The 22,626-nt window shown below is 69.2% G+C and carries 21 protein-coding genes; 10 read left to right on the top strand and 11 right to left on the bottom strand.

What is annotated here, in order from left to right:
- Positions 1-287: 287 nt before the first annotated feature.
- Positions 288-737, bottom strand: coding sequence for a gamma-glutamylcyclotransferase family protein (locus IG04_RS0121800; RefSeq protein WP_030478530.1), 450 nt, complete (start codon positions 735-737; stop codon positions 288-290).
- 108 nt (positions 738-845) lie between these two features.
- Here IG04_RS0121800 and IG04_RS0121795 point away from each other — a divergent pair, with 108 nt between their 5' ends.
- The 4 genes from IG04_RS0121795 (at position 846) to IG04_RS0121780 (ending at position 4,230) form a co-directional block, all read left to right on the top strand.
- Positions 846-2,249 (top strand): NAD(P)H-quinone dehydrogenase, encoded by a 1,404-nt coding sequence (locus IG04_RS0121795; protein ID WP_030478529.1) that lies wholly within the window; start codon positions 846-848, stop codon positions 2,247-2,249.
- Between the two features lie 44 nt (positions 2,250-2,293).
- The gene (locus tag IG04_RS0121790) at positions 2,294-2,881 is read left to right on the top strand and encodes a class F sortase (protein ID WP_030478528.1); all 588 of its coding nucleotides are present in this window, start codon (positions 2,294-2,296) and stop codon (positions 2,879-2,881) included.
- A gap of 16 nt (positions 2,882-2,897) precedes the next feature.
- Complete coding sequence (locus IG04_RS44135) at positions 2,898-3,620, top strand: hypothetical protein (RefSeq protein ID WP_051770346.1); 723 nt, start codon at positions 2,898-2,900, stop codon at positions 3,618-3,620.
- A 70-nt stretch (positions 3,621-3,690) separates the two neighbouring features.
- Complete coding sequence (locus IG04_RS0121780) at positions 3,691-4,230, top strand: sortase domain-containing protein (protein WP_159460427.1); 540 nt, start codon at positions 3,691-3,693, stop codon at positions 4,228-4,230.
- A 1-nt stretch (position 4,231) separates the two neighbouring features.
- Here the strand turns inward: IG04_RS0121780 and glpK are convergent, their stop codons facing one another.
- Positions 4,232-5,740 carry a glycerol kinase GlpK gene (gene glpK / locus IG04_RS0121775; RefSeq protein WP_030478525.1) on the bottom strand — a complete coding sequence of 503 codons (1,509 nt, stop codon included), beginning with the start codon at positions 5,738-5,740 and terminating at the stop codon, positions 4,232-4,234.
- 14 nt (positions 5,741-5,754) lie between these two features.
- A complete protein-coding gene (locus tag IG04_RS0121770; protein ID WP_030478524.1) occupies positions 5,755-6,498 on the bottom strand; it encodes an MIP/aquaporin family protein in 744 nt (247 codons plus the stop codon).
- Between the two features lie 284 nt (positions 6,499-6,782).
- Here IG04_RS0121770 and IG04_RS0121765 point away from each other — a divergent pair, with 284 nt between their 5' ends.
- Positions 6,783-8,492, top strand: coding sequence for a glycerol-3-phosphate dehydrogenase/oxidase (locus IG04_RS0121765; RefSeq protein ID WP_030478523.1), 1,710 nt, complete (start codon positions 6,783-6,785; stop codon positions 8,490-8,492).
- Between the two features lie 75 nt (positions 8,493-8,567).
- Here IG04_RS0121765 and IG04_RS0121760 read toward each other — a convergent pair whose 3' ends face one another.
- The 6 genes from IG04_RS0121760 to IG04_RS0121735 all read right to left on the bottom strand — a co-directional run bounded on the left by IG04_RS0121760 (position 8,568) and on the right by IG04_RS0121735 (position 16,482).
- Complete coding sequence (locus IG04_RS0121760) at positions 8,568-9,845, bottom strand: M20 family metallopeptidase (protein WP_030478522.1); 1,278 nt, start codon at positions 9,843-9,845, stop codon at positions 8,568-8,570.
- Positions 9,842-11,014, bottom strand: coding sequence for a M20 family metallopeptidase (locus IG04_RS0121755; RefSeq protein ID WP_051770342.1), 1,173 nt, complete (start codon positions 11,012-11,014; stop codon positions 9,842-9,844). The genes IG04_RS0121760 and IG04_RS0121755 overlap by 4 nt, the downstream gene beginning before the upstream one ends.
- Positions 11,015-11,218: 204 nt before the next feature.
- Entirely contained in the window at positions 11,219-11,512 is a 294-nt protein-coding gene (locus IG04_RS0121750; RefSeq protein WP_030478520.1) for a hypothetical protein, read from the bottom strand.
- 56 nt (positions 11,513-11,568) lie between these two features.
- The gene (gene meaB / locus IG04_RS0121745) at positions 11,569-12,561 is read right to left on the bottom strand and encodes a methylmalonyl Co-A mutase-associated GTPase MeaB (RefSeq protein WP_030478519.1); all 993 of its coding nucleotides are present in this window, start codon (positions 12,559-12,561) and stop codon (positions 11,569-11,571) included.
- Positions 12,554-14,689 (bottom strand): methylmalonyl-CoA mutase, encoded by a 2,136-nt coding sequence (gene scpA, locus IG04_RS0121740; protein ID WP_030478518.1) that lies wholly within the window; start codon positions 14,687-14,689, stop codon positions 12,554-12,556. The genes meaB and scpA overlap by 8 nt, the downstream gene beginning before the upstream one ends.
- On the bottom strand, positions 14,686-16,482 hold the full coding sequence (locus tag IG04_RS0121735) for a methylmalonyl-CoA mutase family protein (protein WP_036015342.1): 1,797 nt from the start codon (positions 16,480-16,482) through the stop codon (positions 14,686-14,688). Before IG04_RS0121735 ends, scpA begins: the two co-directional genes overlap by 4 nt.
- Positions 16,483-16,572: 90 nt before the next feature.
- Here IG04_RS0121735 and IG04_RS0121730 point away from each other — a divergent pair, with 90 nt between their 5' ends.
- From IG04_RS0121730 to IG04_RS0121720, 3 genes are read left to right on the top strand one after another with little or no spacing between them, the layout of a single operon-like run.
- Positions 16,573-18,210 carry a serine/threonine-protein kinase gene (locus IG04_RS0121730; protein WP_051770340.1) on the top strand — a complete coding sequence of 546 codons (1,638 nt, stop codon included), beginning with the start codon at positions 16,573-16,575 and terminating at the stop codon, positions 18,208-18,210.
- Between the two features lie 34 nt (positions 18,211-18,244).
- Positions 18,245-19,036 (top strand): purine-nucleoside phosphorylase, encoded by a 792-nt coding sequence (locus IG04_RS0121725; RefSeq protein WP_030478515.1) that lies wholly within the window; start codon positions 18,245-18,247, stop codon positions 19,034-19,036.
- Positions 19,033-20,634, top strand: a complete 1,602-nt coding sequence (locus IG04_RS0121720) for a phospho-sugar mutase (RefSeq protein WP_030478514.1) — start codon at positions 19,033-19,035, stop codon at positions 20,632-20,634. The genes IG04_RS0121725 and IG04_RS0121720 overlap by 4 nt, the downstream gene beginning before the upstream one ends.
- Here IG04_RS0121720 and IG04_RS0121715 read toward each other — a convergent pair.
- A complete protein-coding gene (locus IG04_RS0121715) occupies positions 20,627-20,971 on the bottom strand; it encodes a hypothetical protein (protein WP_245815910.1) in 345 nt (114 codons plus the stop codon). The genes IG04_RS0121720 and IG04_RS0121715 overlap by 8 nt on opposite strands.
- A 21-nt stretch (positions 20,972-20,992) precedes the next feature.
- Entirely contained in the window at positions 20,993-21,619 is a 627-nt protein-coding gene (locus tag IG04_RS0121710) for a class I SAM-dependent methyltransferase (protein WP_245815908.1), read from the bottom strand.
- Between the two features lie 20 nt (positions 21,620-21,639).
- On the opposite strand from IG04_RS0121710, the gene IG04_RS0121705 reads away from it, so the two are divergent.
- Positions 21,640-22,107, top strand: a complete 468-nt coding sequence (locus IG04_RS0121705) for a hypothetical protein (protein ID WP_144065200.1) — start codon at positions 21,640-21,642, stop codon at positions 22,105-22,107.
- Entirely contained in the window at positions 22,107-22,559 is a 453-nt protein-coding gene (locus tag IG04_RS0121700; protein WP_030478510.1) for a flavodoxin family protein, read from the top strand. Before IG04_RS0121705 ends, IG04_RS0121700 begins: the two co-directional genes overlap by 1 nt.
- Positions 22,560-22,626 lie beyond the last annotated feature (67 nt).

The following is a 22,626-nucleotide window of genomic DNA, read 5'->3' as shown; positions in this document are numbered from 1 at the left end:
GGGATGCTCCCCTCATGGGCACGGCCGGGCGCTTTTCAGCCCGGCCCTTTTCCGGCCGTCAAGCATCCCGCCAGAGGCTCAAGGCCAAGCCCCAATCGCTATCGACGCGCAGCGGCGATGACCCGCACCGGCCCGGTACTACCTGAGAGACCACCCTCGCAAGGTGACCGCCCGCACGGCAGGTGACCATCCCGCTGGAACACGACACGCCCACGCAAGCCGACCCGCACGGTGCCACCCCGCCCGCCCACGCAAGGCGACCACTCACCCGGCAGGCGACCAACCCGTCAGGGCCCGATCCCCTGACAGGGCCGTGTCCGCAGGTCGTTCACATAGTCATCAGGCGCCCCAGCAGCCTCAGCGGCGTCCGCGACCACCCCGATATACCGGGCAGACGGCAACCCGCCCTCATAGGCGTCCAGCACATAGAGCCAGGCCACCACAGACCCCTCCAGGGTCTGCACCCGCAGCCGGATCTTCTTGTAGAGCCCGAGCGCGCCCTCCCACCGGTCCAGCCGCGACTCATCGCGCGGGGACACGTCGTAAAGCACGCAGAACGTCTGGTGGTCTGGCTCCTCGACGATCGTCGCGAGGGCGCCCTCCCAGCCGAGGTCCTCGCCACCGAACGTCATGCGCCAACCAACGAGCCAGCCGGTCCCCGCGAGCGGGGAGTACGGGGCTCGCTCCATCATCTGGTTCGGATCCATGTTCGACCCGTACGCGGCATAGAGCGGCACGTCCGACAGCGTAGCGACCCGGCGATCAGCTTTCGGTACTGACGACACGGTCGATTCGGTCAACGCGTACGGTTGTGCCGGCCGACAAGCACGCGGAAGGGACTGATCGTGACCCGCATCGTCATCATGGGCGGCGGCCCCGCAGGTTACGAGGCAGCCCTGGTCGCTGCGCAGCACGGCGCCGACGTGACCGTCGTCGAGAACGACGGAGCGGGTGGCGCGTGCGTGTTGTACGACTGCGTGCCGTCCAAGACGTTCATCGCCTCCGCGGGGGCTCGCAGTGCCTTCCGCAACGCCGGTGAGCTGGGCATTCAGACTCACAACGAGCAGGCCGCCGTCGATCTGCCGGTTGTACACGGACGGGTGAAGGGCCTGGCTCTGGCCCAGTCCGCGGACGTCCGGGCGCGGCTCCAGCGCGAGGGCGTGCGGCTCATCAACGGGCGTGCGAAGTTCGTCGACGACTCGCGTGGGCTCGCCCAGCACCAGGTCGTGGCGACCGCCGCGAGCGGCGAGGAGGAAGTCCTCAACGCCGATGTGGTGCTCATCGCAACCGGTGCGACCCCGCGCGTGTTGCAGGGCGCTGAGCCCGACGGCAAGCGGGTCCTCACCTGGCGGCAGATCTACGACCTGCCCGAACTGCCCGAACACCTCGCGGTGATCGGTTCCGGCGTCACCGGTGTCGAGTTCGCCAGCGCCTACACCGAGATGGGCGTGAAGGTGACGATGGTCTCCAGCCGGGACCGGGTGCTGCCCCACGAGGACGCCGACGCGGCCGCGGTGCTCGAGGACGTGTTCGCCGAGCGCGGCACGGCCGTCGTCAAGCACGCCCGCGCGGACAGGGTCGAGAACGTCGGCGACGGCGTCCTGATCCACCTGGAAGACGGTCGCACGATCGAGGCATCGCACGCCCTGATGACCGTCGGTTCGGTGCCGAACACGAACGACATCGGCCTCGACAAGATCGGTATCGAGCTCGGGCGTGGCGGGTACATCCCGGTCGACCGGGTCAGCCGGACCAACGTCAGCGGCGTCTACGCGGCCGGCGACTGCACCGGCGTGTTGCTGCTCGCGTCCGTCGCCGCCATGCAGGGGCGCATCGCGATGTGGCACGCGCTGGGCGAGGGCGTCAGCCCGATCAAGCTCAAGACCGTCGCCGCGAACGTCTTCACCAACCCGGAGATCGCGAGCGTCGGCATCAGCCAGCAGGCGATCGACTCGGGTGAGGTGCCCGCGCGCACGATCATGCTGCCGCTCGCCACGAACCCCCGCGCCAAGATGGAGGGTCTGCGCCGCGGCTTCGTGAAGCTGTTCTGCCGCCCGGCCACCGGCGTGGTCATCGGCGGCGTCGTCGTGGCGCCGAACGCGAGCGAGCTCATCCTGCCGATCGCGCTGGCCCTGCAGAACCAGCTCACCGTCGAGCACCTCGCCACGACGTTCTCGGTCTACCCCTCGCTCTCGGGCTCCATCACCGAGGCCGGTCGCCAGCTCATGCGGCACGACGATCTCGATTAGGTAACGCACGGCAACGATGCCCCGGACACCGACGTGTCCGGGGCATGCGTTCGTTCTGGGGGATTTTCGTAGCGCTGGCGCTGCTGACCGGCTGTGCCGAGGCGCCCGACGTCACGCTGCCCACCGCGCCGGTTCCGACCCAACAGACCTCCACCGCACCGTCCGTTGTGGACAGAGGTCTGCCGCCGTCGGAACCGGTGGAGGTGCGCATCCCGAAGATCGGCGCGAAGTCCTCGCTCGTCCCGCTGGGGCTCAACCCGGACGAGACGATCGAGGTGCCGCCGGTCGAGCAGCCGATGCAGGCCGGCTGGTACCGGCTCGCCCGCACACCGGGTGAGGTCGGGCCCGCCGTCATCCTCGGTCACGTCGACGGCAACAAGCAGCCGGGAATCTTCTTCCGCCTCAAGGAACTCGCCGAGGGCGACGAGGTCGAGGTGTCCAGAAAGGACGGAAGCACGGCGCGGTTCCGCGTGCGTGCGACCGAGCAGATCGCCAAGAGCAGCTTCCCCACCGAGGCCGTCTACGGCGACACAGGAGAACCCGAGCTGCGGCTGATCACCTGCGGGGGCGGCTACGACCAGGCCAACCGCAGCTACCGGGACAACATCATCGTCTACGCGACGCTGATCTGAGGGAGGGAACAACCACATGAGAAAAGCTCTGACCACCGCGATCGCGTTGTCGGCGACCGTGGCGTTCACACCGCTCGCGACGGCACAGCAGGAGGAACCGGCGCTGGTGATGGAAGGGACCGTGGCGAACGGCCGGACCATCACCGCGCTCGCCGGACCCTGCAAGGCGTACTCCGAGGTCACGTCACCCGGACTGACCGAACCGATCGTGCTCAGCCCGAGCTCGTCCGACCCCGCCAAGGGATACGGCCTCGGGCCGGTCACCGAAAAGGCGGGCACCTACACGGCGTCCGTCCAGTGCGACGGCAAGACGCTCACGGCGCAGTTCACCGTGCTGCCACTGGTGATCAACTGGTACCTGCACCCGACCGAGGTCGAGCCGGGCGGCACGATCACCGCGGGCGGCGACATGAACACCGGCTGCAACACGTCGGGACCACTCGAGTCACCCGGATTCGCGGAGCCGCTGAGGTTCACCCGCGGCGGCAACTTCGGCCGCTTCAGCGGTGACACCAAGGCGATCACCACTCCCGGCACGTACGAGGTCGTCTTCCAGTGCGCCCACCGCCCGGAACGCAGCGTGAAGACGTTCCGGATCCTCGGCACGCCACCGACCACGACCACGCCGCCCACGACCACGACGACACCGCCCAATCCCCAGGCGCCCAAGCCGAAGCCGAAGCCGGTCGTCAAGCCGAAGGGCGCGCCGGAGACGGGCGGTGGCGGCACCGCGCCGTAATGATGATCACGGTTCGGACCTGTCTCGATCGGACGTGCAACTAACCCACGAGATGTGCGTCAATGGGTTCGTGGGGACTCGTGTCTTGATCGCGGTGCTGTGCGTGGCGCTGGCCACCACCGCCTGTTCGCAGGGACCGGCACCGAAGCCATCGGCGGCGACGAGCGACAGCGCTCCGCCGCCGGTGGTGTCGCCGCTCGGCAACTCCGACCCGATGGAACTGCGGGTCGAGCGGATCGGCGTGCGCTCGTCACTGGTCGCGCTCGGCCTCGACCAGCAGGGCGCCGTCCAGATGCCGCCGGCCAACGAGGGCATGCAGGCCGGGTGGTACCAGACACAACCACAGCAGTGGATCATCGTCGGCCGGATCGAGAGCAACAAGGCCAGAGGCGTCTTCTACCGCCTGAACGACCTGGCCGAGGGCGACCTGCTGGAAGTGTCCAAGAAGGACGGTTCGGTCGCCCGGTTCACCGTGACGCACACGGAACGGATCATCCGCGACGACTTCTTCGCGGAGGCCGTCGCACGGGACAAGGACGAGCAGGGGCTGCGGCTGATCACGTGCGGCACCCGCGACAACGTGATCGTGCACGCAGCCCCTTCTCAGTGACTCAGTCTTCTACCCAGTTGAAGGTCTTCGTCACTGCCTTCTTCCAGTTCGCGTACTCGGACGCACGGCGGGAGTCGTCCATCTGCGGCTCCCACTGCTTGTCCTGCGCCCAGTTCTCACGGATCTCGTCCTCGGACTTCCAGAACCCGACCGCGAGACCGGCCGCGTAGGCGGCACCCAGCGCGGTGGTCTCCGCGACGACCGGCCGGATGACGGGAACGCCGAGGATGTCCGCCTGGAACTGCATCAGCAGTTCGTTCATGACCATGCCGCCGTCGACCTTCAACGCGGTCAGGTCGACACCCGAGTCGGCGTTCATCGCGTCGAGCACCTCGCGGGTCTGGAAGGCGGTCGCCTCCAGCACGGCCCGCGCGAGGTGGCCCTTGTTGACGAACCTCGTGAGTCCCACGATCGCGCCACGGGCGTCGGAACGCCAGTACGGCGCGAACAGGCCGGAGAACGCGGGCACGAAGTACGCGCCGCCGTTGTCCTCCACCGAACGGGCGTGCTCCTCGATCTCGGCCGCCGAGCCGATCATGCCGAGGTTGTCCCGCAGCCACTGCACCAGCGAACCGGTGACCGCGATCGAGCCCTCCAGGGCGTAGACCGCGGGCGCCTGACCGATCTTGTAGCAGACGGTGGTGAGCAACCCGTTCTCGCTCATCACCTTCTCGGTACCGGTGTTGAGCAGCATGAAGTTGCCGGTGCCGTAGGTGTTCTTGGCTTCACCGGGCGAGAGGCAGGCCTGGCCGAACGTCGCCGCCTGCTGGTCGCCGAGGATGCCGGCGATCGGCACGCCGGCCAGCGCACCGCGTTCGCGCACCTGGCCGTAGACCTCGGACGACGACCGGATCTCCGGCAGCATCGACATCGGAATGCCCATGTCGGCAGCGATCGACTCGTCCCACTGCAACGTGTCGAGGTCCATGAGCATGGTGCGCGAGGCGTTCGTCGGGTCGGTGACGTGCACGCCGCCGTCCGTGCCGCCCGTCATGTTCCACAGCACCCAGGTGTCCATGTTGCCGAACAGCAGGTCACCGGCCTCGGCGCGGTCCCGCGCGCCCTCGACGTTGTCGAGGATCCAGCGGACCTTGGGCCCGGAGAAGTAGGTGGCCAGGGGCAGGCCGACCTTCTGGCGGTAGCGCTCCTGACCGCCGCCCAGCGCACCCAGTTCCTGGACGATCTTGTCGGTGCGGGTGTCCTGCCACACGATGGCGTTGTAGACGGGTTCGCCGGTGTTCCTGTCCCACACCAGCGCCGTCTCGCGCTGGTTGGTGATGCCGACCGCGGCGATGTCCGAAGTGGACAGATCGGCCTTCGCGAGCGCGCCGGCGGCGACCTGGCGGGCGTTCTGCCAGACCTCCTTCGGGTCGTGCTCGACCCACCCGGCCCTCGGGAAGATCTGCTCGTGCTCCTTCTGGTCGACCGCCACCACACGTCCGGAGTGGTCGAAGATCATGCACCGGGTCGACGTCGTGCCCTGGTCGATCGCGGCCACGTACTGCGTCATTGCGGGAAGTCCTTTCAGACCGGGAGAACCAGGAAGAGCAACGCAGCCAGCGCGCCACCCACGAGCGGGCCGGCGACGGGAACCCACGAATAGCCCCAGTTGGCGTTGCCCTTGTTGCGGATCGGCATCATGAACGCGTAGGCGATGCGCGGACCGAGGTCGCGCGCCGGGTTGATGGCGTAGCCGGTCGGGCCACCGAGCGACGTGCCGATCACCAGCACGACGAACGCGACACCCGCGTACCCGAGTGCCGAGTTGCCGAACTGCGGAACCCCGTCGGCCGACTCCTTCGCGCCGGGCGACAACAGGATCCAGAAAACGAGCACGAACGTACCGATGATCTCGGTGACGAGATTCCACGGCTTGTTCGGCACGGTCGGTCCGGTGGAGAAGATGCCGAGCGTGTTCTGCGGTTCGTCGTGCGTGTCGAACTGCAGCTTGTACGTGGCCCAGCAAAGCATCGCGCCGATGATCGCGCCGACCATCTGGCCGAGGACGTAAACGGGAACGTCGCCCCACGGCGTCTTGTCCGCGACGGCGAGGCCGAGCGTCACGGCGGGGTTGAGATGCGCCCCGCTGGGGTTGGCGATGCTGGCGCCGGCGAAGACCGCGAAGGCCCAGCCGACGTTGACGAACAGGAAGCCCGTGCTGTTGCCGAGCGTGTTCTTGAGCACCTGGTTCGCGACGACACCGGTGCCCAGGAGGATGAGGACCGCGGTCCCCAGCATCTCCCAGACGAAGATCGAGCCTGCGCTCATCATCGACCTCCACTCGTTTGCGGCCAGACAGGACGCGCAAACCCGAGGTCAGGGCCGCGCCGCCCGCCTGCAACGTGCTCGGACGCTATTACCGAGCTGATCAGTTGTCTACGCCGAGCACCTGCGGTCAGCCCATTTTCAGGCCATACCGTTCCGGACCGCGCGCCCGTGGGCGGGAGGCGGTCGCTGAAGGTAGCGTGAAGCGCAGTCGTAGCAGGGAGGCATCTGTCGTGGCCACGCGCAAAAACGCAGCTGTACCACCACGAACCCATGCCGAGCCGCCGATCACCGGCCGGCTCGGACCTGCCGAACGCGAGGAAGCCTGGCAGCGACTGGGGGCCGAGACGTTCGACGTCGTCGTGATCGGCGGCGGTGTCGTCGGTGTCGGCGCGGCGCTCGACGCTGCCACCCGAGGCCTGCGGGTCGCGCTCGTCGAGGCCCGTGACCTGGCGTCCGGCACGTCGAGTCGTTCCTCCAAGCTCTTCCACGGCGGCCTGCGCTACCTGGAGCAGCTCGAGTTCGGACTGGTGCGCGAGGCACTGCGCGAGCGCGAGCTGATGCTGACGCGCATCGCCCCGCACCTGGTGAAGCCCGTCGCGTTCCTCTACCCGCTGAGCAACCGCATCTGGGAACGCCCGTACTCGGCGGCCGGTCTGTTCCTGTACGACACGATGGGCGGCGCCCGGTCCGTGCCGGGGCAGAAACACCTCTCCCGAGCGGGTGCGCTCCGGCTGGTCCCCGCGTTGAAGCGCGACGCGTTGATCGGCGGCATCCGCTACTACGACGCCCAGGCGGACGACGCCCGGCACACGATGATGGTCGGCCGCACCGCCGCTCACTACGGCGCAGTGGTGCGCACGTCGACCCAGGTCGTCGGGTTCCTGCGCGAGGCGGACCGCGTGTCCGGTGTGCGGGTGCGCGACGTCGAGGACGGGCGCGAGGTCGACGTGCGGGCACACGCGGTGATCAACGCGACCGGTGTGTGGACCGACGAGCTGCAGCGGCTCTCGGGCTCGCGCGGCCGGTTCCGGGTGCGGGCGTCGAAGGGTGTGCACATCGTCGTTCCGCGCGACCGGATCGTCGCCGAGGCCGGGATGATCCTGCGCACCGAGAAGTCCGTGCTGTTCGTCATCCCGTGGCGCAACCACTGGATCGTCGGCACCACGGACACGGACTGGAACCTCGACCTGGCGCACCCCGCGGCCACCAAGCACGACATCGACTACATCCTCGAACACGTCAACTCCGTGCTCGCGACCCCGTTGACGCACGACGACATCGAGGGCGTCTACGCGGGCCTGCGGCCGTTGCTGGCGGGCGAGTCCGACTCGACCTCCAAGCTCTCCCGCGAACACGCGGTGGCGCGGGTCTCGCCGGGACTGGTCGCGATCGCGGGCGGCAAGTACACGACGTACCGGGTGATGGGCGCGGACGCCGTCGACGCGGCGCAGGTGGACATGCCCGGCCGGATCCAGCCGTCCATCACCGACAAGGTGCCGCTGGTCGGCGCCGACGGCTACCACGCGCTGGTCAACCAGGCCGACCAGCTCGCGACCAAGCACGGCCTGCACCCGTACCGCGTCCGGCACCTGCTCGACCGCTACGGCTCGCTGGTGCACGAGGTGCTGTCACTGGCGGCGGACAACCCGGAGCTGCTGAAGCCGATCCCGGCCTCCCCCGACTACCTGCAGGTCGAGGCGGTGTACGCGGTCTCGCACGAGGGCGCCATGCACCTGGAGGACGTCCTCACCCGGCGCACCCGCATCTCCATCGAGTACGCCCACCGCGGCGTCGACTCGTCGGAGGCGGTGGCGAGGCTGGTCGCGCCGATCCTCGGGTGGGACGAGGACGCGATCAAGCGCGAGGTCGAGGTCTACAACGCGCGCGTCGAGGCCGAACGCACGTCGCAGACCCAGAAGGACGACCAGGCGGCGGACGCCGTCAGGGCCGCCGCACCGGAGGCACGTCCGCAGTTGACGGAACCCGTGAGCTGACCCGGACAGCATTGTGGCGCGTGCTCAGTCGTTCCGCACGCGCCACAACGCAGCTCAAACCGAGAGGGTTCCGCTCTAGGCGAGAGCAGCCAACGCGGTGTGCACCATGACTCGGACCCCGACGAGGAGCGCGCGCTCGTCCAGGTCGAACGTCGGCTGGTGCAGATCGCGCTGTTTCTCCTGGCCGTTCCACACGCCGAGGCGCGCGAACGAGCCAGGCACGTGTTCCAGGTACCAGCCGAAGTCCTCACCACCGGACGACTGCTCGGTGCCCGCGAGCGCGTCGTCACCCAGGGCGGCCTCGATGCCGGCGCGCAGGATCTGGGTGGACTCGCGCTCGTTGACCACCGGCGGCACGCCGCGGCGGTGATGCAGGTCGAAGCCGACGCCGGTCGGGGCCAGCAGGCCCGTCACGAGGTCCTTGACCAGCGGCTCCAGTTCGGCCCAGATGTCCCGGTCGCCGGTGCGCAGCGTGCCGCGCACCAGGCCGTCCTGCGGGACCGCGTTCGGCGCCTCGCCCGCGTGCACCGCACCCCACACCAGGACGGTGCCGGAGCGGGGGTCGACGCGGCGCGACAGCATCGTCGGCAGGCCGGTGATGACCGTGCCGAGGGCGTGCACCAGGTCCGCGGTGAGGTGCGGGCGCGAGGTGTGGCCGCCCGGCGAGGACAGCCGCAGCTCCAGCAGGTCGGAGGCCGACGTGATGGCGCCGATGCGCGTGCCGATGCGGCCGACCTGCAGACGCGGGTCGCAGTGCAGGCCGAAGATCCGTTCCACGCCGTCGAGGCCACCTGCGGCGAGCACGTCGAGCGCACCGCCCGGCATGACCTCCTCCGCCGGCTGGAACACCAGGCGGATGCGGCCCGGCAGCTCCGTCGCCGAGGCCAGGGCCAGCGCCGTGCCGAGCAGGACCGTCGTGTGGGCGTCGTGACCGCACGCGTGCGACACACCGTCCACAGTGGATCCGAACGGCAGGCCGGTGTTCTCGTGCAGCGGCAGGGCGTCCATGTCCGCGCGGAGGGCCACGCAGCGGGAGCCGTGGCCGATGTCGCAGATCAGGCCCGTGCCGCCGGGGAGGATGCGCGGCTTGAGACCGACCTCGCGCAGCAGCTTCGCCACGAGTTCGGTGGTGTTGTACTCGCGCCGGGAGAGCTCGGGGTGGGCGTGAATGTGGCGTCGCCAGGCGACGACGTCGGCGGCGTGCGCCTTCAGCCAGTCGTCGAGCCACGCGGGGCCGCGGCCTTCTCCGAGATCATCCACAGGAGACATGCTCACCCCGGTGGGGCCGACGAGCATCTCAGGGGACGTCTTCACAGTTGAGGAGCCCGAAGGCCGGGAGTCCAGAACCGTCATGCCGCACCTCCGCGGGCCAGCAGCCGTGCGCGCTGCTGGGAATCGGTGGCTGTCGCGATCGTCGTCCAGGCCATGGCAAGTGCTCCGTCGAGGAGCGCACGGTCGGCCGACGCCGAGGCACAGGCGGTCGCGAACTCTTGTTGGTGGTTCACCGCGTCTCCGCAGTCGATGGCGATGGTCGGGTGGATGGCGGGCAACACTCTGGTGACGTTGCCCATGTCGGTGCTCCCGATCTTCTCCCGCTGTTCCAGTTCTGGCGAGAGCGGTCGTCTGCCCAGCTCGGTGGCCGCACGCCGGTAGGCGTCCGCGAGCCACGGGTCGGGAGTCAACTCGGCGTAGATCGGTGAGACCTGCACGACCTCATGGGTGCAACCGGTCGCGAGCGCACCGGCGGAGAAGCAGTCCCGGATCCGGTTCTCCAGGCGCTGCAACGATTCCAGGTTTTCCGCCCTCACATCGAACATCGCCGATGCGCGGGCGGGTATTACGTTCGGCACGGTACCGCCATTGGTGACGATGCCGCTGACCATTTGACCGGGCTCGAAGTGCTGCCGCAGCAGACTGATCGACATCTGCGCGATCGTCACCGCGTCCGCGGCGTTGACGCCCAGGTGCGGGGCGGCGGCCGCGTGTGACGGCTTGCCCTTGTAGTGCACCTCGAGATCGGTGATGGCGAGCGATCTGGCGGCGCACGACTCGTACGGCGCCGGGTGCACCATCATCGAGAGCGAGACGTCGTCGAACACGCCCCGCTCCAGCATGAGCACCTTGCCGCCACCGACCTCTTCCGCCGGGGTCCCGATCACCTTCACGGTGACACCCAGCCGGTCGGCGATGTCACGCAGCGCGAGTGCGGTGCCGACGGACGCCGCCGCGATGACGTTGTGCCCGCACGCGTGCCCGACTTCGGGCAAAGCGTCGTATTCGGCACAAAGCCCCAGGACGAGCTCGCCGTCGCCGAACGTCGCGACGAACGCGGTGTCGAGGTCCGCCACACCGCAGTCGACCTCGAAACCCTCCTTGACCAGCAAAGAGGTAATCTTTTCGACGCTGCGGTGCTCCTCGAAGGCCAGCTCAGGCTCGGCGTGGATCGAGTGCGACAGGTCCAGCAGCGCGTCCGAGTACCGCTCGACGGTCGAGCGTGTGCTGATCTTCAAGTCGGTACCCATTTGCCACCATCCTGCATCACCACCTGTAAGACGCGGTGCGCTGATGATGATCAACCGGACGGCCGGTCGCAGCGCTGCGCCAAGCGGCGAGCGAGTTTCGGTCTGACCGATCAACGATGACGCAGATGGCCGAGAGACACGCTTAACTTTGGCTATTCCGTCCCACCAATTGGGACGACCTGTCTCACGCCGAACGGCCCCCGGTCAGCCCTTCTTGGCAGCCCGCGCCTTGCGCCACTTCGCCCACCGCTTCTTGTTGCGGTAGTAGACCAGCACGAACAGCAGAACGGCGATGCCGCCGATCCACAGCTTGCGCTTGGTCTCCTCGCGAGCTTCAGGCGACGGCTCCTGCGGCGCGTTCACGTCGGGAGCCGGGTTCACGGTCGTCTGCTGCGCAGCCGGCACAGGCGCGTTCGCCGCCTCTTGCGCGGATGCCACTCCGGCGATCCCGAGAACGCTCATCAGCGAGAACACGCAGGCCAGCAGCAACCTCGACATGGCCTGAACTCTACCTCGAATACCACGATCGAAGGTCACCCAAACTAGTTAAGCGCTCACCGTGAGTCCGATTGGAACGCCTTGAAAATCTGCTCGGCCGCAAGGGTTGCGGTGAGCTCTCCCAGTCGAACCTTCTCTTCGAGAGAGGGGGCGAGGGAACGCACCGCGGTGCTCTCGCGCACCTGCCTCCACAGTTCGTCGCGGACCATCATCCAGGTCCAGTCGACCTGCTGGCGCCGGCGGCGTTCGTCCAGTTCCCCGGCGTCGGTCAGGGTCCTGCGGTGTTCCAGCACTCGGGACCACAGCTCGTCGAGACCGGTGCCGGTGAGACCCGAGCAGGTGAGCACGGGCGGGTGCCACAGCGCGTCCGGCGGGCGCAGGAGCTTCAACGCCCCGGCCAGTTCGCGCGCGGCCTTGCGGGCCTCCAGCTCGTGCTCGCCGTCGGCCTTGTTGACCGCGACGACGTCCGCGAGCTCCAGGATGCCCTTCTTGATGCCCTGCAGCTGGTCGCCGGTGCGCGCGAGGGTCAGGAACAGCGAGCAGTCCGTCATGTTCGCGACGGCCACCTCCGACTGCCCGACGCCGACGGTCTCGACCAGTACGACGTCGAAGCCCGCGGCCTCCACCAGCACGATCGTCTCGCGGGTGGCCTGCGCGACGCCACCGAGCGTGCCGCTGGTCGGCGACGGCCTGATGAACGCGGCCTGGTTCACCGACAGCCGCTGCATCCGCGTCTTGTCGCCCAGGATGCTGCCGCCGGTGCGCGTCGAGGACGGGTCGACGGCGAGCACGGCGACCCGGTGCCCCTGCTCGGTCAGCATGGTGCCGAGGGCGTCGATGAACGTCGACTTGCCCACGCCGGGCACGCCCGTGATGCCGACCCGGATCGCGTCGCCCGACTTCGGCAACAGCTCGACCAGCAGCTCCTGGGCCTTGGCCCGGTGCTCCGCGCGCGTCGACTCGACCAGCGTGATCGCCTTCGCGAGCACACCGCGGTCGCCGTCGAGGACGCCCCTGGTGTACTCGGCGACGTCCACCGCCCTAGCCATGGTGCCCGAGCTGGTCCGCGAGCTTCACCAGCAGGTCCTTGGCCGCGTCCGCGATCACGGTGCCGGGCGGGAAGATCGCCGCCGCACCCGCCGCGTACAGCTCGTCGAAGTCCTGCGACGGGATGACGCCGCCGACGACGATCATGATGTCCTCGCGGCCGAGGTTCGCGAGCTCCTCGCGCAGCGCCGGCACCAGGGTGAGGTGGCCGGCGGCGAGCGAGGACACGCCGACGATGTGCACGTCGGCCTCGACGGCCTGGCGGGCGACCTCGTCCGGCGTCTGGAACAGCGGGCCGACGTCGACGTCGAAGCCGAGGTCCGCGAACGCCGTGGCGATGACCTTCTGGCCGCGGTCGTGCCCGTCCTGGCCCATCTTGGCGACCAGGATGCGTGGGCGGCGGCCTTCTTCCTCCGCGAACGCCTCGACGACCTCGCGGCAAGCGTCCACGTTGGACACCGATCCGACCTCCTGCCGGTACACGCCGGAAATGGTGCGGATCTGCGCGCTGTGCCGGCCCCAGACCTTGCCCAGCGACTCGGAGATCTCGCCGACGGTGGCCTTGGCGCGGGCGGCGTCGATCGCCAGCTCCAGCAGGTTGCCCTCGCCGCTCGCCGCCTTCGTCAGGGCCTCCAGCGCACTGTCCACTGCGGACTGGTCGCGTTCCTCCCTGAGCCTGCGGAGCTTCTCGAGCTGCTGGACGCGGACACCGGCGTTGTCGACCTTGAGGACCTCGATCTTCTCGTCGGTGTCCACCAGGTACTTGTTGACGCCGATGACGGGCTGACGCCCGGAGTCGATGCGCGCCTGCGTGCGGGCGGCGGCCTCTTCGATGCGCAGCTTCGGGATGCCCTCGTCGATCGCGCGGGCCATGCCGCCCGCCTTCTCGACCTCGGTGATGTGCTCCCAGGCCTTCGCGGCGAGTTCCGCGGTGAGGCGTTCGACGTAGGCGCTGCCGCCCCACGGGTCGATCACGCGCGTCGTGCCGGATTCCTGTTGCAGCAGCAGCTGGGTGTTGCGGGCAATGCGCGCGGAGAAGTCGGTGGGGAGCGCGAGAGCTTCGTCGAGTGCGTTGGTGTGCAACGACTGCGTGTGCCCCTGCGTCGCCGCCATCGCCTCGACGCACGTGCGCGCGACGTTGTTGAAAACGTCCTGCGCGGTAAGGCTCCAACCGGAGGTCTGGCAGTGTGTGCGCAGGCTGAGCGACTTCTGGCTCTTCGGTTCGAAGTCGTTGACCAGCTTCGCCCAGAGCAGGCGCGCGGCCCGCATCTTGGCGATCTCCATGAAGTAGTTCATGCCGACCGCCCAGAAGAAGCTCAGGCGTGGCGCGAACTTGTCGACGTCCAGCCCCGCCTCCCGGCCGGCGCGGATGTACTCGACGCCGTCCGCGAGCGTGTACGCCAGCTCCAGGTCGGCCGTCGCCCCGGCCTCCTGCATGTGGTAGCCGGAGATGGAGATGGAGTTGTACTTCGGCATGCGCTGGGAGGTGAAGGCGAAGATGTCGGAGATGATCCGCATCGACTGCTTCGGCGGGTAGATGTAGGTGTTGCGGACCATGAACTCCTTGAGGATGTCGTTCTGGATCGTCCCCATGAGCTGCTCCGGCTTCACCCCCTGCTCCTCCGCCGCCACCACGAACAGCGCGAGGATCGGCAGCACCGCGCCGTTCATCGTCATCGACACGGACATCTTGTCCAGCGGGATGCCGTCGAACAGCGTGCGCATGTCGTAGATCGAGTCGATCGCCACACCGGCCATGCCGACGTCACCGGCCACGCGCGGGTGGTCCGAGTCGTAGCCGCGGTGCGTGGCGAGGTCGAACGCGACGCTCAGACCCTTCTGCCCGGCCGCGAGGTTGCGGCGGTAGAAGGCGTTCGACTCCTCGGCCGTCGAGAAACCCGCGTACTGGCGCACGGTCCACGGCTGGTTGACGTACATCGTCGGGTAGGGGCCGCGGAGGAACGGCGCCACGCCCGGATAGGTCCGCAGGAAGTCCAGACCCTCCACATCGGACGGACCGTAGACCGGCTTGACCGCGATGCCCTCCGGCGTCTCCCACGACGGCAGGTCGGTCTCGTACTTCGCCTGCGGGAGAGGGCCGAGGTCGATGTCCGCGAAGTTGGGGATCATCGCTCCACTCCCTTAGCTTCTTTTACGGCAAGGAATGCGTAAGTGCTGTTCAGGATTTCGAGCGCCGGGCAGCCCGTGAAGACGAAGCCGTCCACGTCCGCGTCGGTCTTCTTGCCTGCCAGGAGTACCCGCTCGGCACCGGCCTGACGCAGCGCCTCGACGGTGGCGACCGCCTGGTCGGCGTAGCTGGTGTCGCTGCCGCACAGGACGGCGACCTTCGCGCCGGACTCCCTGAACTTCCGCGCCACGTCCTCGGCGGTCCTGGTCGGGCCCGCGTTCGGGGTGGCGAAACCACCGGCGTTGAAGAGGTTCGCGGCGAAGGTGGCCCTGGCGGTGTGGGCGGCGACCGGGCCGAGGGTGGCCAGGAAGACCTGGGGGCGTTCGGGCTGGGCGTCGGCGAGGTCGCGCAGCTCTTCGAAGGCCTGGGCGTAACGGACCCGCGGCAGCCCGAAATTGTCGGACCTGGTTGAGAGAATTGGGATGGGGGGTGCGTCCCCCCAGGGGGCCTGCGAATCGGAATCGATTCCGGGGGCGCGATCGGCTCCGGGGGCGGGGTCGCGGACGACCGGCTTCTCGGCGAGGTTCGGGAACTCGCTCACCCCCGTGATCGGGTCGCTGCGATCCGCGAGCCGAGCCGACCGGGCCGCCCAGGTGGCGGCGATCCGCGAGGCGACCAGCTCCCCCGCCGAGTCGATCCCGCCCGCTCGTTCGATCTCCTGGAACCAGCCCCAGGCCTCGACGGCGAGGGCGTCCGTCAGCTTCTCGACGTACCAGGACCCGGCGGCCGGGTCGATCACCTCACCGAGGTGCGACTCCTCCAGCAGCAGGTTCTGCGTGTTGCGCGCGACGCGCCGGGCGAACTCGTCCGGCAGTCCGATGGCCGCGTCGAACGGCTGCACGGTCACCGAATCGGCCCCGCCGAGACCGGCGGCCAGCGTGGCGATGGTGGTGCGCAGCATGTTCACCCACGGGTCGCGGCGGGTCATCATCGCCGACGACGTCACGGCGTGCTGGACCTGCACGGCCTCGACGCCGGACACCTCGGCGACCCGTGCCCACAGCCGGCGAGCGGCCCGCAGCTTCGCGATCGTCATGAACTGGTCGGCCGTCGCGGCGTACCGGAACTCGAGCTGCGCGAAGGCCTCCGCGTCCGAGAGGCCCGCCTCGGTCAGCGCTCGCAGGTACGAGACCGCCAGCGCCAGAGAGGCGCCCAGCTCCTCGGAGTCGGAGCCGCCGGCGTCGTGGAACGGCAACGCGTCCACCACGACGGTCCGCAGCCCCGGGAACTGCGCGCGTGCCTGCTTGATGACGTCGAGAGCTTCACCCGAAGGTGTCAGAGCCAGGTTGCCGCGCACGTCGGAGGCCAGCACCGGCGCCTGGTCATAGATTCGCAGCATCGTGCGCGCGGCCTCGACGGAACCGTCGAGCACGATCGGCGCGAGGTCGAGGTAGACGCCGTCCAGCAGGCGCTCCAACGACGAGGCCGGCACGGCGAGCCACAGCGACGTGACGCCGCCCTCCAGGTCGTTCATGAGCGCGACCGGGTCGGCGACGGCGTGGCGCTGGCGGATGTCCCAGCCCTGCTTCACCGGCGCGAGCGCGTACGGCTCCAGGGCGTCGTCGAGGGTGTAGAGCGGCTGGAGTTCGATGCCGTCGTACGTCTTCGTGACCAGCGAGTCGAAGCTCGCTCCGGTCTTGGAGAGGACAGCATCGACCAGCTCACGCCATTGCTCCCTCGACGCGGCGGGGAACTCGTTCGGGCGGAATTCGGCGGGCAAGGCCAACTCCATCATGCGTTGCAGTGTTACCGACAGGTACCTACACGGCTATGTGAGGTTCACCGCCGTTAACGATGCAGTCAGTGTGTCAGGAACAATCGAGGCGTGGACAAGGCTGACCTGAAGCGCCTGATCGCGGAGCGGTATCAGTTGCTGCACGTGCTCGGCCAGGGCTCGATGGGCACGGTGTGGGCCGCCCGCGACGAGGTGCTGGGCAGGCAGGTGGCCGTGAAGGGCATCCTGCACACCCCGGGCATGCCCGATGTCGAGGCCGCGCACCTGCGGGAACGGACCATGCGCGAAGCGCGTGCCGTCGCCGCGCTGTCCCACCCGAACCTCGTGACGCTCTACGACGTCGTCCAGCACGACGGCGACCCGTACGTGGTGATGGAACTCGTGCCGTCGCGCAGCCTCGGCGAGGTGCTGCAGGAGCAGGGCTGCCTCACCGAGAAGCAGGGCGCGGCGGTGCTGGACGCGATCGCGGCGGCGCTGGAGTCGGCGCACCGGGCCGGCATCACGCATCGGGACGTGAAGCCCGGCAACGTGCTCATCGCCGACGACGGGCGGGTCAAGCTCACCGACTTCGGTATCGCGCGCAACGTCGCCGAGGCCACCATGACCGCGCGCGGCATCACGCTCGGCACTCCCGCCTACATCGCGCCCGAGGTGGCGCAGGGCGGCGACGTGTCGGCGGCCGCGGACAGGTGGTCGCTGGGCGCGACGATGTGGGCCGCGATGGCCGGCGAGCCGCCGTACGTGGGCAAGAACGTCATGCAGACGATCAACGCGGTGATCAACGGCGACGTGCCGGTGCCGGCCGGTGCCGGTCGGCTCGCGCCGGTGATCAGCGGGTTGATGCGCAAGGAGCCGACCGAACGCCTGTCGCTCGTCGACGTCCGCAAGCAGGTCTACCAGCTGCTGCCGGAGCCTGGCACGGACGCGTTCGAGGTCCGTGCGGCGGTGCAGCCGCCGATCGTCGTGCGGCCCAAGCCCAGGATCGAGCCGGACGCGCCGCTGGCCGACGACCCCGGCCCGCTGCCGTTCCTCGTCACGAAGCCGCTCGGTGCCCCGCGGCGGCGAGGGCGGCTGACCTCGGCGTTCGTGCTGGTCGTGGCCGTGCTGCTGTTCGTCGCGGGTTCCGGCGGAGGGTTCGCACTGACCAGGTTCGCCGCGGGGGCCTCACTGCTGCCACCGACCGAGCAGACCCTGCCCACCCTGCCGACCCTGCCCACGTCGGCGACGCTGCAGCCCCGCACCGCGTCGGCCGTGCTGGCGAACGGCGACCAGGGCGGCAAGTTCACGCTGCACGTCGAGCAGAGCTGGTCGGCCTACGCCGAGCAACGGTCAAGCAACCAGCGCCTGCCGGCCTCGGCGATGGTGCACTTCGTGTCCGGCAGCGGCGCCTACGAGGCGACGGTGCAGCGGTTCCCCGAGTACTACCCGAAGCGCGACATCAAGATGTACGTCGCCGGGGTGCAGGCGCGCTGGCCCGGCAGGTTCTTCGGCGGCGAGATGGTGCCGACCCCGGACCTGGCGGGGCCGCACAGCGAGGCCAGCGTCCAGTTCATCTACCGGACGGTCGAGGGTGACGAGCCGAACGCGCTGCGGAGGTCGCACTTCTCGCGCGTGCTGCCGCACGGCAACGACCTGTGGGTGGTCGAGGTCGTGGTGCCGACCGAGCAGGAGGACGAGGCGCGCGTACGGCTGTTCGACGCGATCGCCTCGACGTTCGCCCCGGTGTGAGCCGTCTCCCCGGGAGACGGCTTAAGCTCTCGCGGTGACTCCAGAAGAGCTGGCCGGCAAGGCCGCGGAAGAGATCCAGAGCCGCACCGGCAACACGAAGCACGACATCGCCATCGTGCTCGGCTCCGGCTGGCGACCCGCCGCCGACGTGATCGGCGAGCCGGTCACCGAGATCCCGGTGGGCGAGCTGACGGGCTTCGAGGCGCCGACCGCGCTCGGCCACGGCGGCACCATCCGTTCCGTCGAGGTCGGCGGCAAGAAGGTCCTCGTCGTGCTCGGCCGCACCCACGGCTACGAGGGCAAGGGCGTCCAGAAGGTCGTGCACGCCGTGCGCACCGTCGCCGCCGCGGGCGTGTCGTCGGTCGTGCTGACCAACGCCGCCGGTGGCCTGCGGCAGGGCATGGCCGTCGGGCAGCCCGTGCTGATCTCCGACCACCTCAACCTGACCACGCTGTCGCCGCTGGTCGGCGCGCGGTTCGTCGATCTCACGGACCTGTACTCGCCGCGGCTGCGCAAGGTCGCGCAGGAGATCGACCCGTCGCTGGAGGAGGGCGTGTACGCGGGGCTGCCCGGCCCGCACTTCGAGACGCCCGCCGAGATCCGGATGCTGCGCACGATGGGTGCGGACCTGGTCGGCATGTCGACCGTGCACGAGGCGATCGCCGCGCGTGCCGAGGGCGTCGAGGTGTTCGGACTGTCGCTGGTCACGAACCTCGCGGCGGGCATCACCGGTGAGCCGCTGAACCACCAGGAGGTGCTGGAGGCCGGTGCCGCCGCCGCTCAGCGCATGGGCACGCTGCTGCGTGAGCTGGTGGACCGGGCATGAGCCTGACGCCGGCACTGCGTGACGCGACGTTCCGGTGGATCGCCGACGACCCGTCCGACGCGACTCGCGCCGAGTTGCAGGGCGTGCTGGCGCGGGCGATGGGCGGCGACCCCGCCGCGGCGGAGGACCTCCAGGACCGCATGGCCGGTCCGCTGACGTTCGGCACCGCCGGACTGCGCGGGCCGGTGCGGGCGGGCACGAACGGCATGAACGTGGCCACGGTCGTCCGCACGACGGCCGGCCTGGCGTCGTGGCTCGGAGCACCCGGTCTGGTGTTCGTCGGGCGCGACGCGCGGCACGGCTCGGAGGAGTTCGCCACCGCCGCCGCCGAGGTGATGGCGGCGGCCGGTTTCGACGTGCGGGTGCTGCCGGAACCGTTGCCCACGCCGGTGCTGGCGTACCTGGTGCGCGCACATGGCGCGGTGGCGGGAATCCAGATCACCGCGTCGCACAACCCGCCCGCGGACAACGGGTACAAGCTCTACCTGACCGGTGGTTCGCAGATCGTGCCGCCCTCGGACGGCGAGATCGAGAAGGCGATCGAGGCGGTTCCGGCCGCGGTCTCCGTGCCGCGGAACGCCACGTACACCACGGTCTCGGACGCCGAGGTCGACGCGTACCTGGAGCGGGTCGCGTCGTTGCCCACCGGTCAGGCGCGTTCGCTGAAGATCGCGCTGACGCCGATGCACGGCGTGGGTGGCGCGTTCGCCGTGGAAGCGTTGCGGCGCGCGGGTTTCACCGACGTGCACGTGGTGCGGTCGCAGGCCGTGCCGGACCCGGACTTCCCGACCGTGGTGTTCCCGAACCCCGAGGAGCCCGGCGCGTCCGACGAGCTGCTTTCCCTTGCGGCGTCGGTGAACGCGGACCTGGCCATCGCGCTGGACCCGGACGCGGACCGGTGCGCGCTGGGTGTCGACGACGGCGGGACGTGGCGGATGCTGCGCGGCGACGAGACGGGCGTGCTGCTCGGCTCGCTCGTGTTGTCGACCACCGAGTCCACGGATCCGTTGGTGGCGACGACGATCGTGTCGTCGTCGCTGCTCAAGTCGATCGCGGCCGCGCACGGCGCCCGGTACGCGGAGACGCTGACGGGCTTCAAGTGGCTGGCGCGCGCGGGCGAGGGCCTGGTGTTCGCCTACGAGGAAGCGCTGGGCAACTGCGTCGATCCCACGCACGTCGCCGACAAGGACGGCATCTCGGCCGCCGTCGTCGCCGCTGACCTGGCCGCCGGCCTGAAGGCGTCCGGCCGCACGTTGCTGGACGCGCTGGACCAGCTCGCGGCGGACCACGGCCTGCACCTGACCGACCAGGTCTCCCTGCGGTACACCGATCTGAGCCTGATCGGCGCGACGATGGCACGGCTGCGCTCTTCGCCGCCTGCCGGCTTCGAGTCGGAGGACCTGCTGCCCAGCGCGGACGTGCTGCGCTGGACGGCGGACGGCGTGCGCGTGATCGTGCGCCCGTCCGGCACCGAGCCGAAGCTCAAGGCGTACCTGGAAGTCGTCGAGCCGGTCACGGACGGACTGGAGTCCGCCCGTGCGTCAGGCCAGGCCCGGTTGACTGAACTGCGGGAACGGGTGACTGGGCTCGTCAGCTAGCTGTCGTCGCCAGCGCGTACGTCAACGCGAGCGCGGCAAGGACGAAAGCCCCGCCGGCCACGAGGTAGGCCCTTCTGGTCGGCGGGGCCACCGCGTTGCGGCGTCCCTCGGTGACCGCCGCGACGGCGATCCGCCCGAAGATGTACGCGATCGTGCAGAGCCCCACGCCGAGTCCGAACAACATCGTGTTGATGTCCCACGGGCTGTGGTCGAACCCCGGCCACACCGACGCGAACAGAGGCCCGATCCCGATCATCCCGATGCTGACCGCAAGGCCGAAACCCCAGGTGATGCGGCGCTGACGAGGACTGGTGTGCATTAGGGCGGTGGTCTTCATGGTCCCTCCTGTGTACACCCTTCAGGACGCGCTTCCGGCTGCGGGGTTCCGTTTGCTGAGCAACAGGAACGCCTGCGGCCCGCCTTCGTCCACACCCTTCTGACGTTGCAGCCGTGCCACTTCGTTGAACCCGGCCCTGGTCGCGTTCGTCACGGTCTCGTCGATGTCGTGCCAGTGGACGTGGAGGTCGACGTCGTGGCCGTACGCGTGGGTGAGATGCCCCTTCCGGTTACCCAGTTTGAAGGCGTGCAAGAGGTACCCGCCGGGCTTCACGACCCGGTGGAACTCCTGCCAGGGCACCTCTTCAGCCGGCATGTGGACCGTGGAGTACCAGACGACGGCGCCGCCGAGGCTGTCGTCGGCGAGGTCGAGCTCTGTCATGTCGCCCTGGGTGAACGTGAGGTGCGGGTACAGCTTCCTCGCCTGTTCGAGCATGCCGTCGGACAGGTCGACGCCGAACGCGTCGAGGCCCAGTTCGTGCAGGTGTTGCGTGATGCGGCCGGTACCGCAGCCGATGTCGCCCACGGGGCCTTCGGTGAGCTCGGCGAACGCGCGCATGATCGCGGCGTCGAGCGGGCGGCCGTCGTGCGCGTCCGGGATGAGTTCGGCGTAGCTGGCGGCGACAATGTCGTAGGAGGCGCAGGTCATGGTCATCTATGTTGCCGCCCATGGACTACACGCGGCGCGATTTCGCGCAGGCGGTGCTCGACGCACACCCCGGCAGCAAGCGCGGCCTCGACATGTTCCGGGACGGGTTCAGCGAGGACATGAAGAAGCACCAGGTCCGAGTGCGCGACGGCCTGTTCAAGGCCTTCGGCGTCGACCCCAAGGATCACGCCGCGCTGAACATGATGCTGCAGGCGACGCTCGAGTCGAACGCGGCGATCAGGGGGCCGATGAGCACCTTCGGCGAAGCCGGCCTGCTCATCCGCAAGCTGGAAGGCACCGGAGTCCTCGACAAGGTGGACGAGATCGGGGCGCTGAACAAGATGTCGAGGAAGGCGCACCTGGACGTCATCGACGAGCTGATCGAGCTCATGGGTCCTACCGTGGACGTGGTGACCTCAGCGGACCTGAAGGCGATCGGCGTGGACGACACCCCGCCGGACAGCCAGGACTACGAGATGGACTACTGATGGCACGCCTGCTGCTGGTCCACCACACGCCGTCGCCCGCCCTGCAGGCGATGTTCGAGGCCGTCGTCGCCGGCGCGTCCACCCCTGAGATCGAGGGCGTCGAACTCGTGCGCAGGGCCGCGTTGTCCACAACCGCGGTGGATGTCCTGGAGGCCGACGGCTACCTGCTGGGCACGCCCGCGAACCTCGGCTACATGAGCGGTGCGCTGAAGCACTTCTTCGACACCATCTACTACCCGTGTCTCGACTCCACGCGCGGCAGGCCGTTCGGGCTTTATGTACACGGCAACAACGACACGACCGGCGCGGTGCGCAGCGTGGAGACGGCCACGACCGGGTTGGGCTGGGAGAAGGCGGCGCAGCACGTGGTCGTCACCGGCGAGCCGTCGAAGGCGGACCTGGAGGCGTGCTGGGAGCTCGGGGCCACCGTCGCGGCCCAGTTGTCCACATGAACCCAGGGTTGTCCACAGCCTGTTGTCCCCAACCTGTGGACAACCCTGAGGATACATTCGAACGTAT

The organism is Lentzea albidocapillata (genome assembly GCF_000719115.1).
In the GTDB taxonomy this organism is placed as follows: domain Bacteria; phylum Actinomycetota; class Actinomycetes; order Mycobacteriales; family Pseudonocardiaceae; genus Lentzea; species Lentzea albidocapillata.
This window is presented reverse-complemented; position numbering and strand designations above follow the sequence as displayed.

Excerpts from the sequence above, each read along its gene's own strand:
- IG04_RS0121790 (WP_030478528.1), top strand. The coding sequence starts at position 2,294 with ATGCGTTCGTTCTGGGGGATTTTCGTAGCGCTGGCGCTGCTGACCGGC.
- IG04_RS44135 (WP_051770346.1), top strand. The coding sequence starts at position 2,898 with ATGAGAAAAGCTCTGACCACCGCGATCGCGTTGTCGGCGACCGTGGCG.
- glpK (WP_030478525.1), bottom strand. The coding sequence starts at position 5,740 with ATGACGCAGTACGTGGCCGCGATCGACCAGGGCACGACGTCGACCCGG.
- IG04_RS0121770 (WP_030478524.1), bottom strand. The coding sequence starts at position 6,498 with ATGAGCGCAGGCTCGATCTTCGTCTGGGAGATGCTGGGGACCGCGGTC.
- IG04_RS0121760 (WP_030478522.1), bottom strand. The coding sequence starts at position 9,845 with ATGACGGTTCTGGACTCCCGGCCTTCGGGCTCCTCAACTGTGAAGACG.
- IG04_RS0121755 (WP_051770342.1), bottom strand. The coding sequence starts at position 11,014 with ATGGGTACCGACTTGAAGATCAGCACACGCTCGACCGTCGAGCGGTAC.
- IG04_RS0121750 (WP_030478520.1), bottom strand. The coding sequence starts at position 11,512 with ATGTCGAGGTTGCTGCTGGCCTGCGTGTTCTCGCTGATGAGCGTTCTC.
- meaB (WP_030478519.1), bottom strand. The coding sequence starts at position 12,561 with ATGGCTAGGGCGGTGGACGTCGCCGAGTACACCAGGGGCGTCCTCGAC.
- scpA (WP_030478518.1), bottom strand. The coding sequence starts at position 14,689 with ATGATCCCCAACTTCGCGGACATCGACCTCGGCCCTCTCCCGCAGGCG.
- IG04_RS0121735 (WP_036015342.1), bottom strand. The coding sequence starts at position 16,482 with ATGATGGAGTTGGCCTTGCCCGCCGAATTCCGCCCGAACGAGTTCCCC.
- IG04_RS0121720 (WP_030478514.1), top strand. The coding sequence starts at position 19,033 with ATGAGCCTGACGCCGGCACTGCGTGACGCGACGTTCCGGTGGATCGCC.
- IG04_RS0121715 (WP_245815910.1), bottom strand. The coding sequence starts at position 20,971 with ATGAAGACCACCGCCCTAATGCACACCAGTCCTCGTCAGCGCCGCATC.
- IG04_RS0121710 (WP_245815908.1), bottom strand. The coding sequence starts at position 21,619 with ATGACCTGCGCCTCCTACGACATTGTCGCCGCCAGCTACGCCGAACTC.
- IG04_RS0121705 (WP_144065200.1), top strand. The coding sequence starts at position 21,640 with ATGGACTACACGCGGCGCGATTTCGCGCAGGCGGTGCTCGACGCACAC.
- IG04_RS0121700 (WP_030478510.1), top strand. The coding sequence starts at position 22,107 with ATGGCACGCCTGCTGCTGGTCCACCACACGCCGTCGCCCGCCCTGCAG.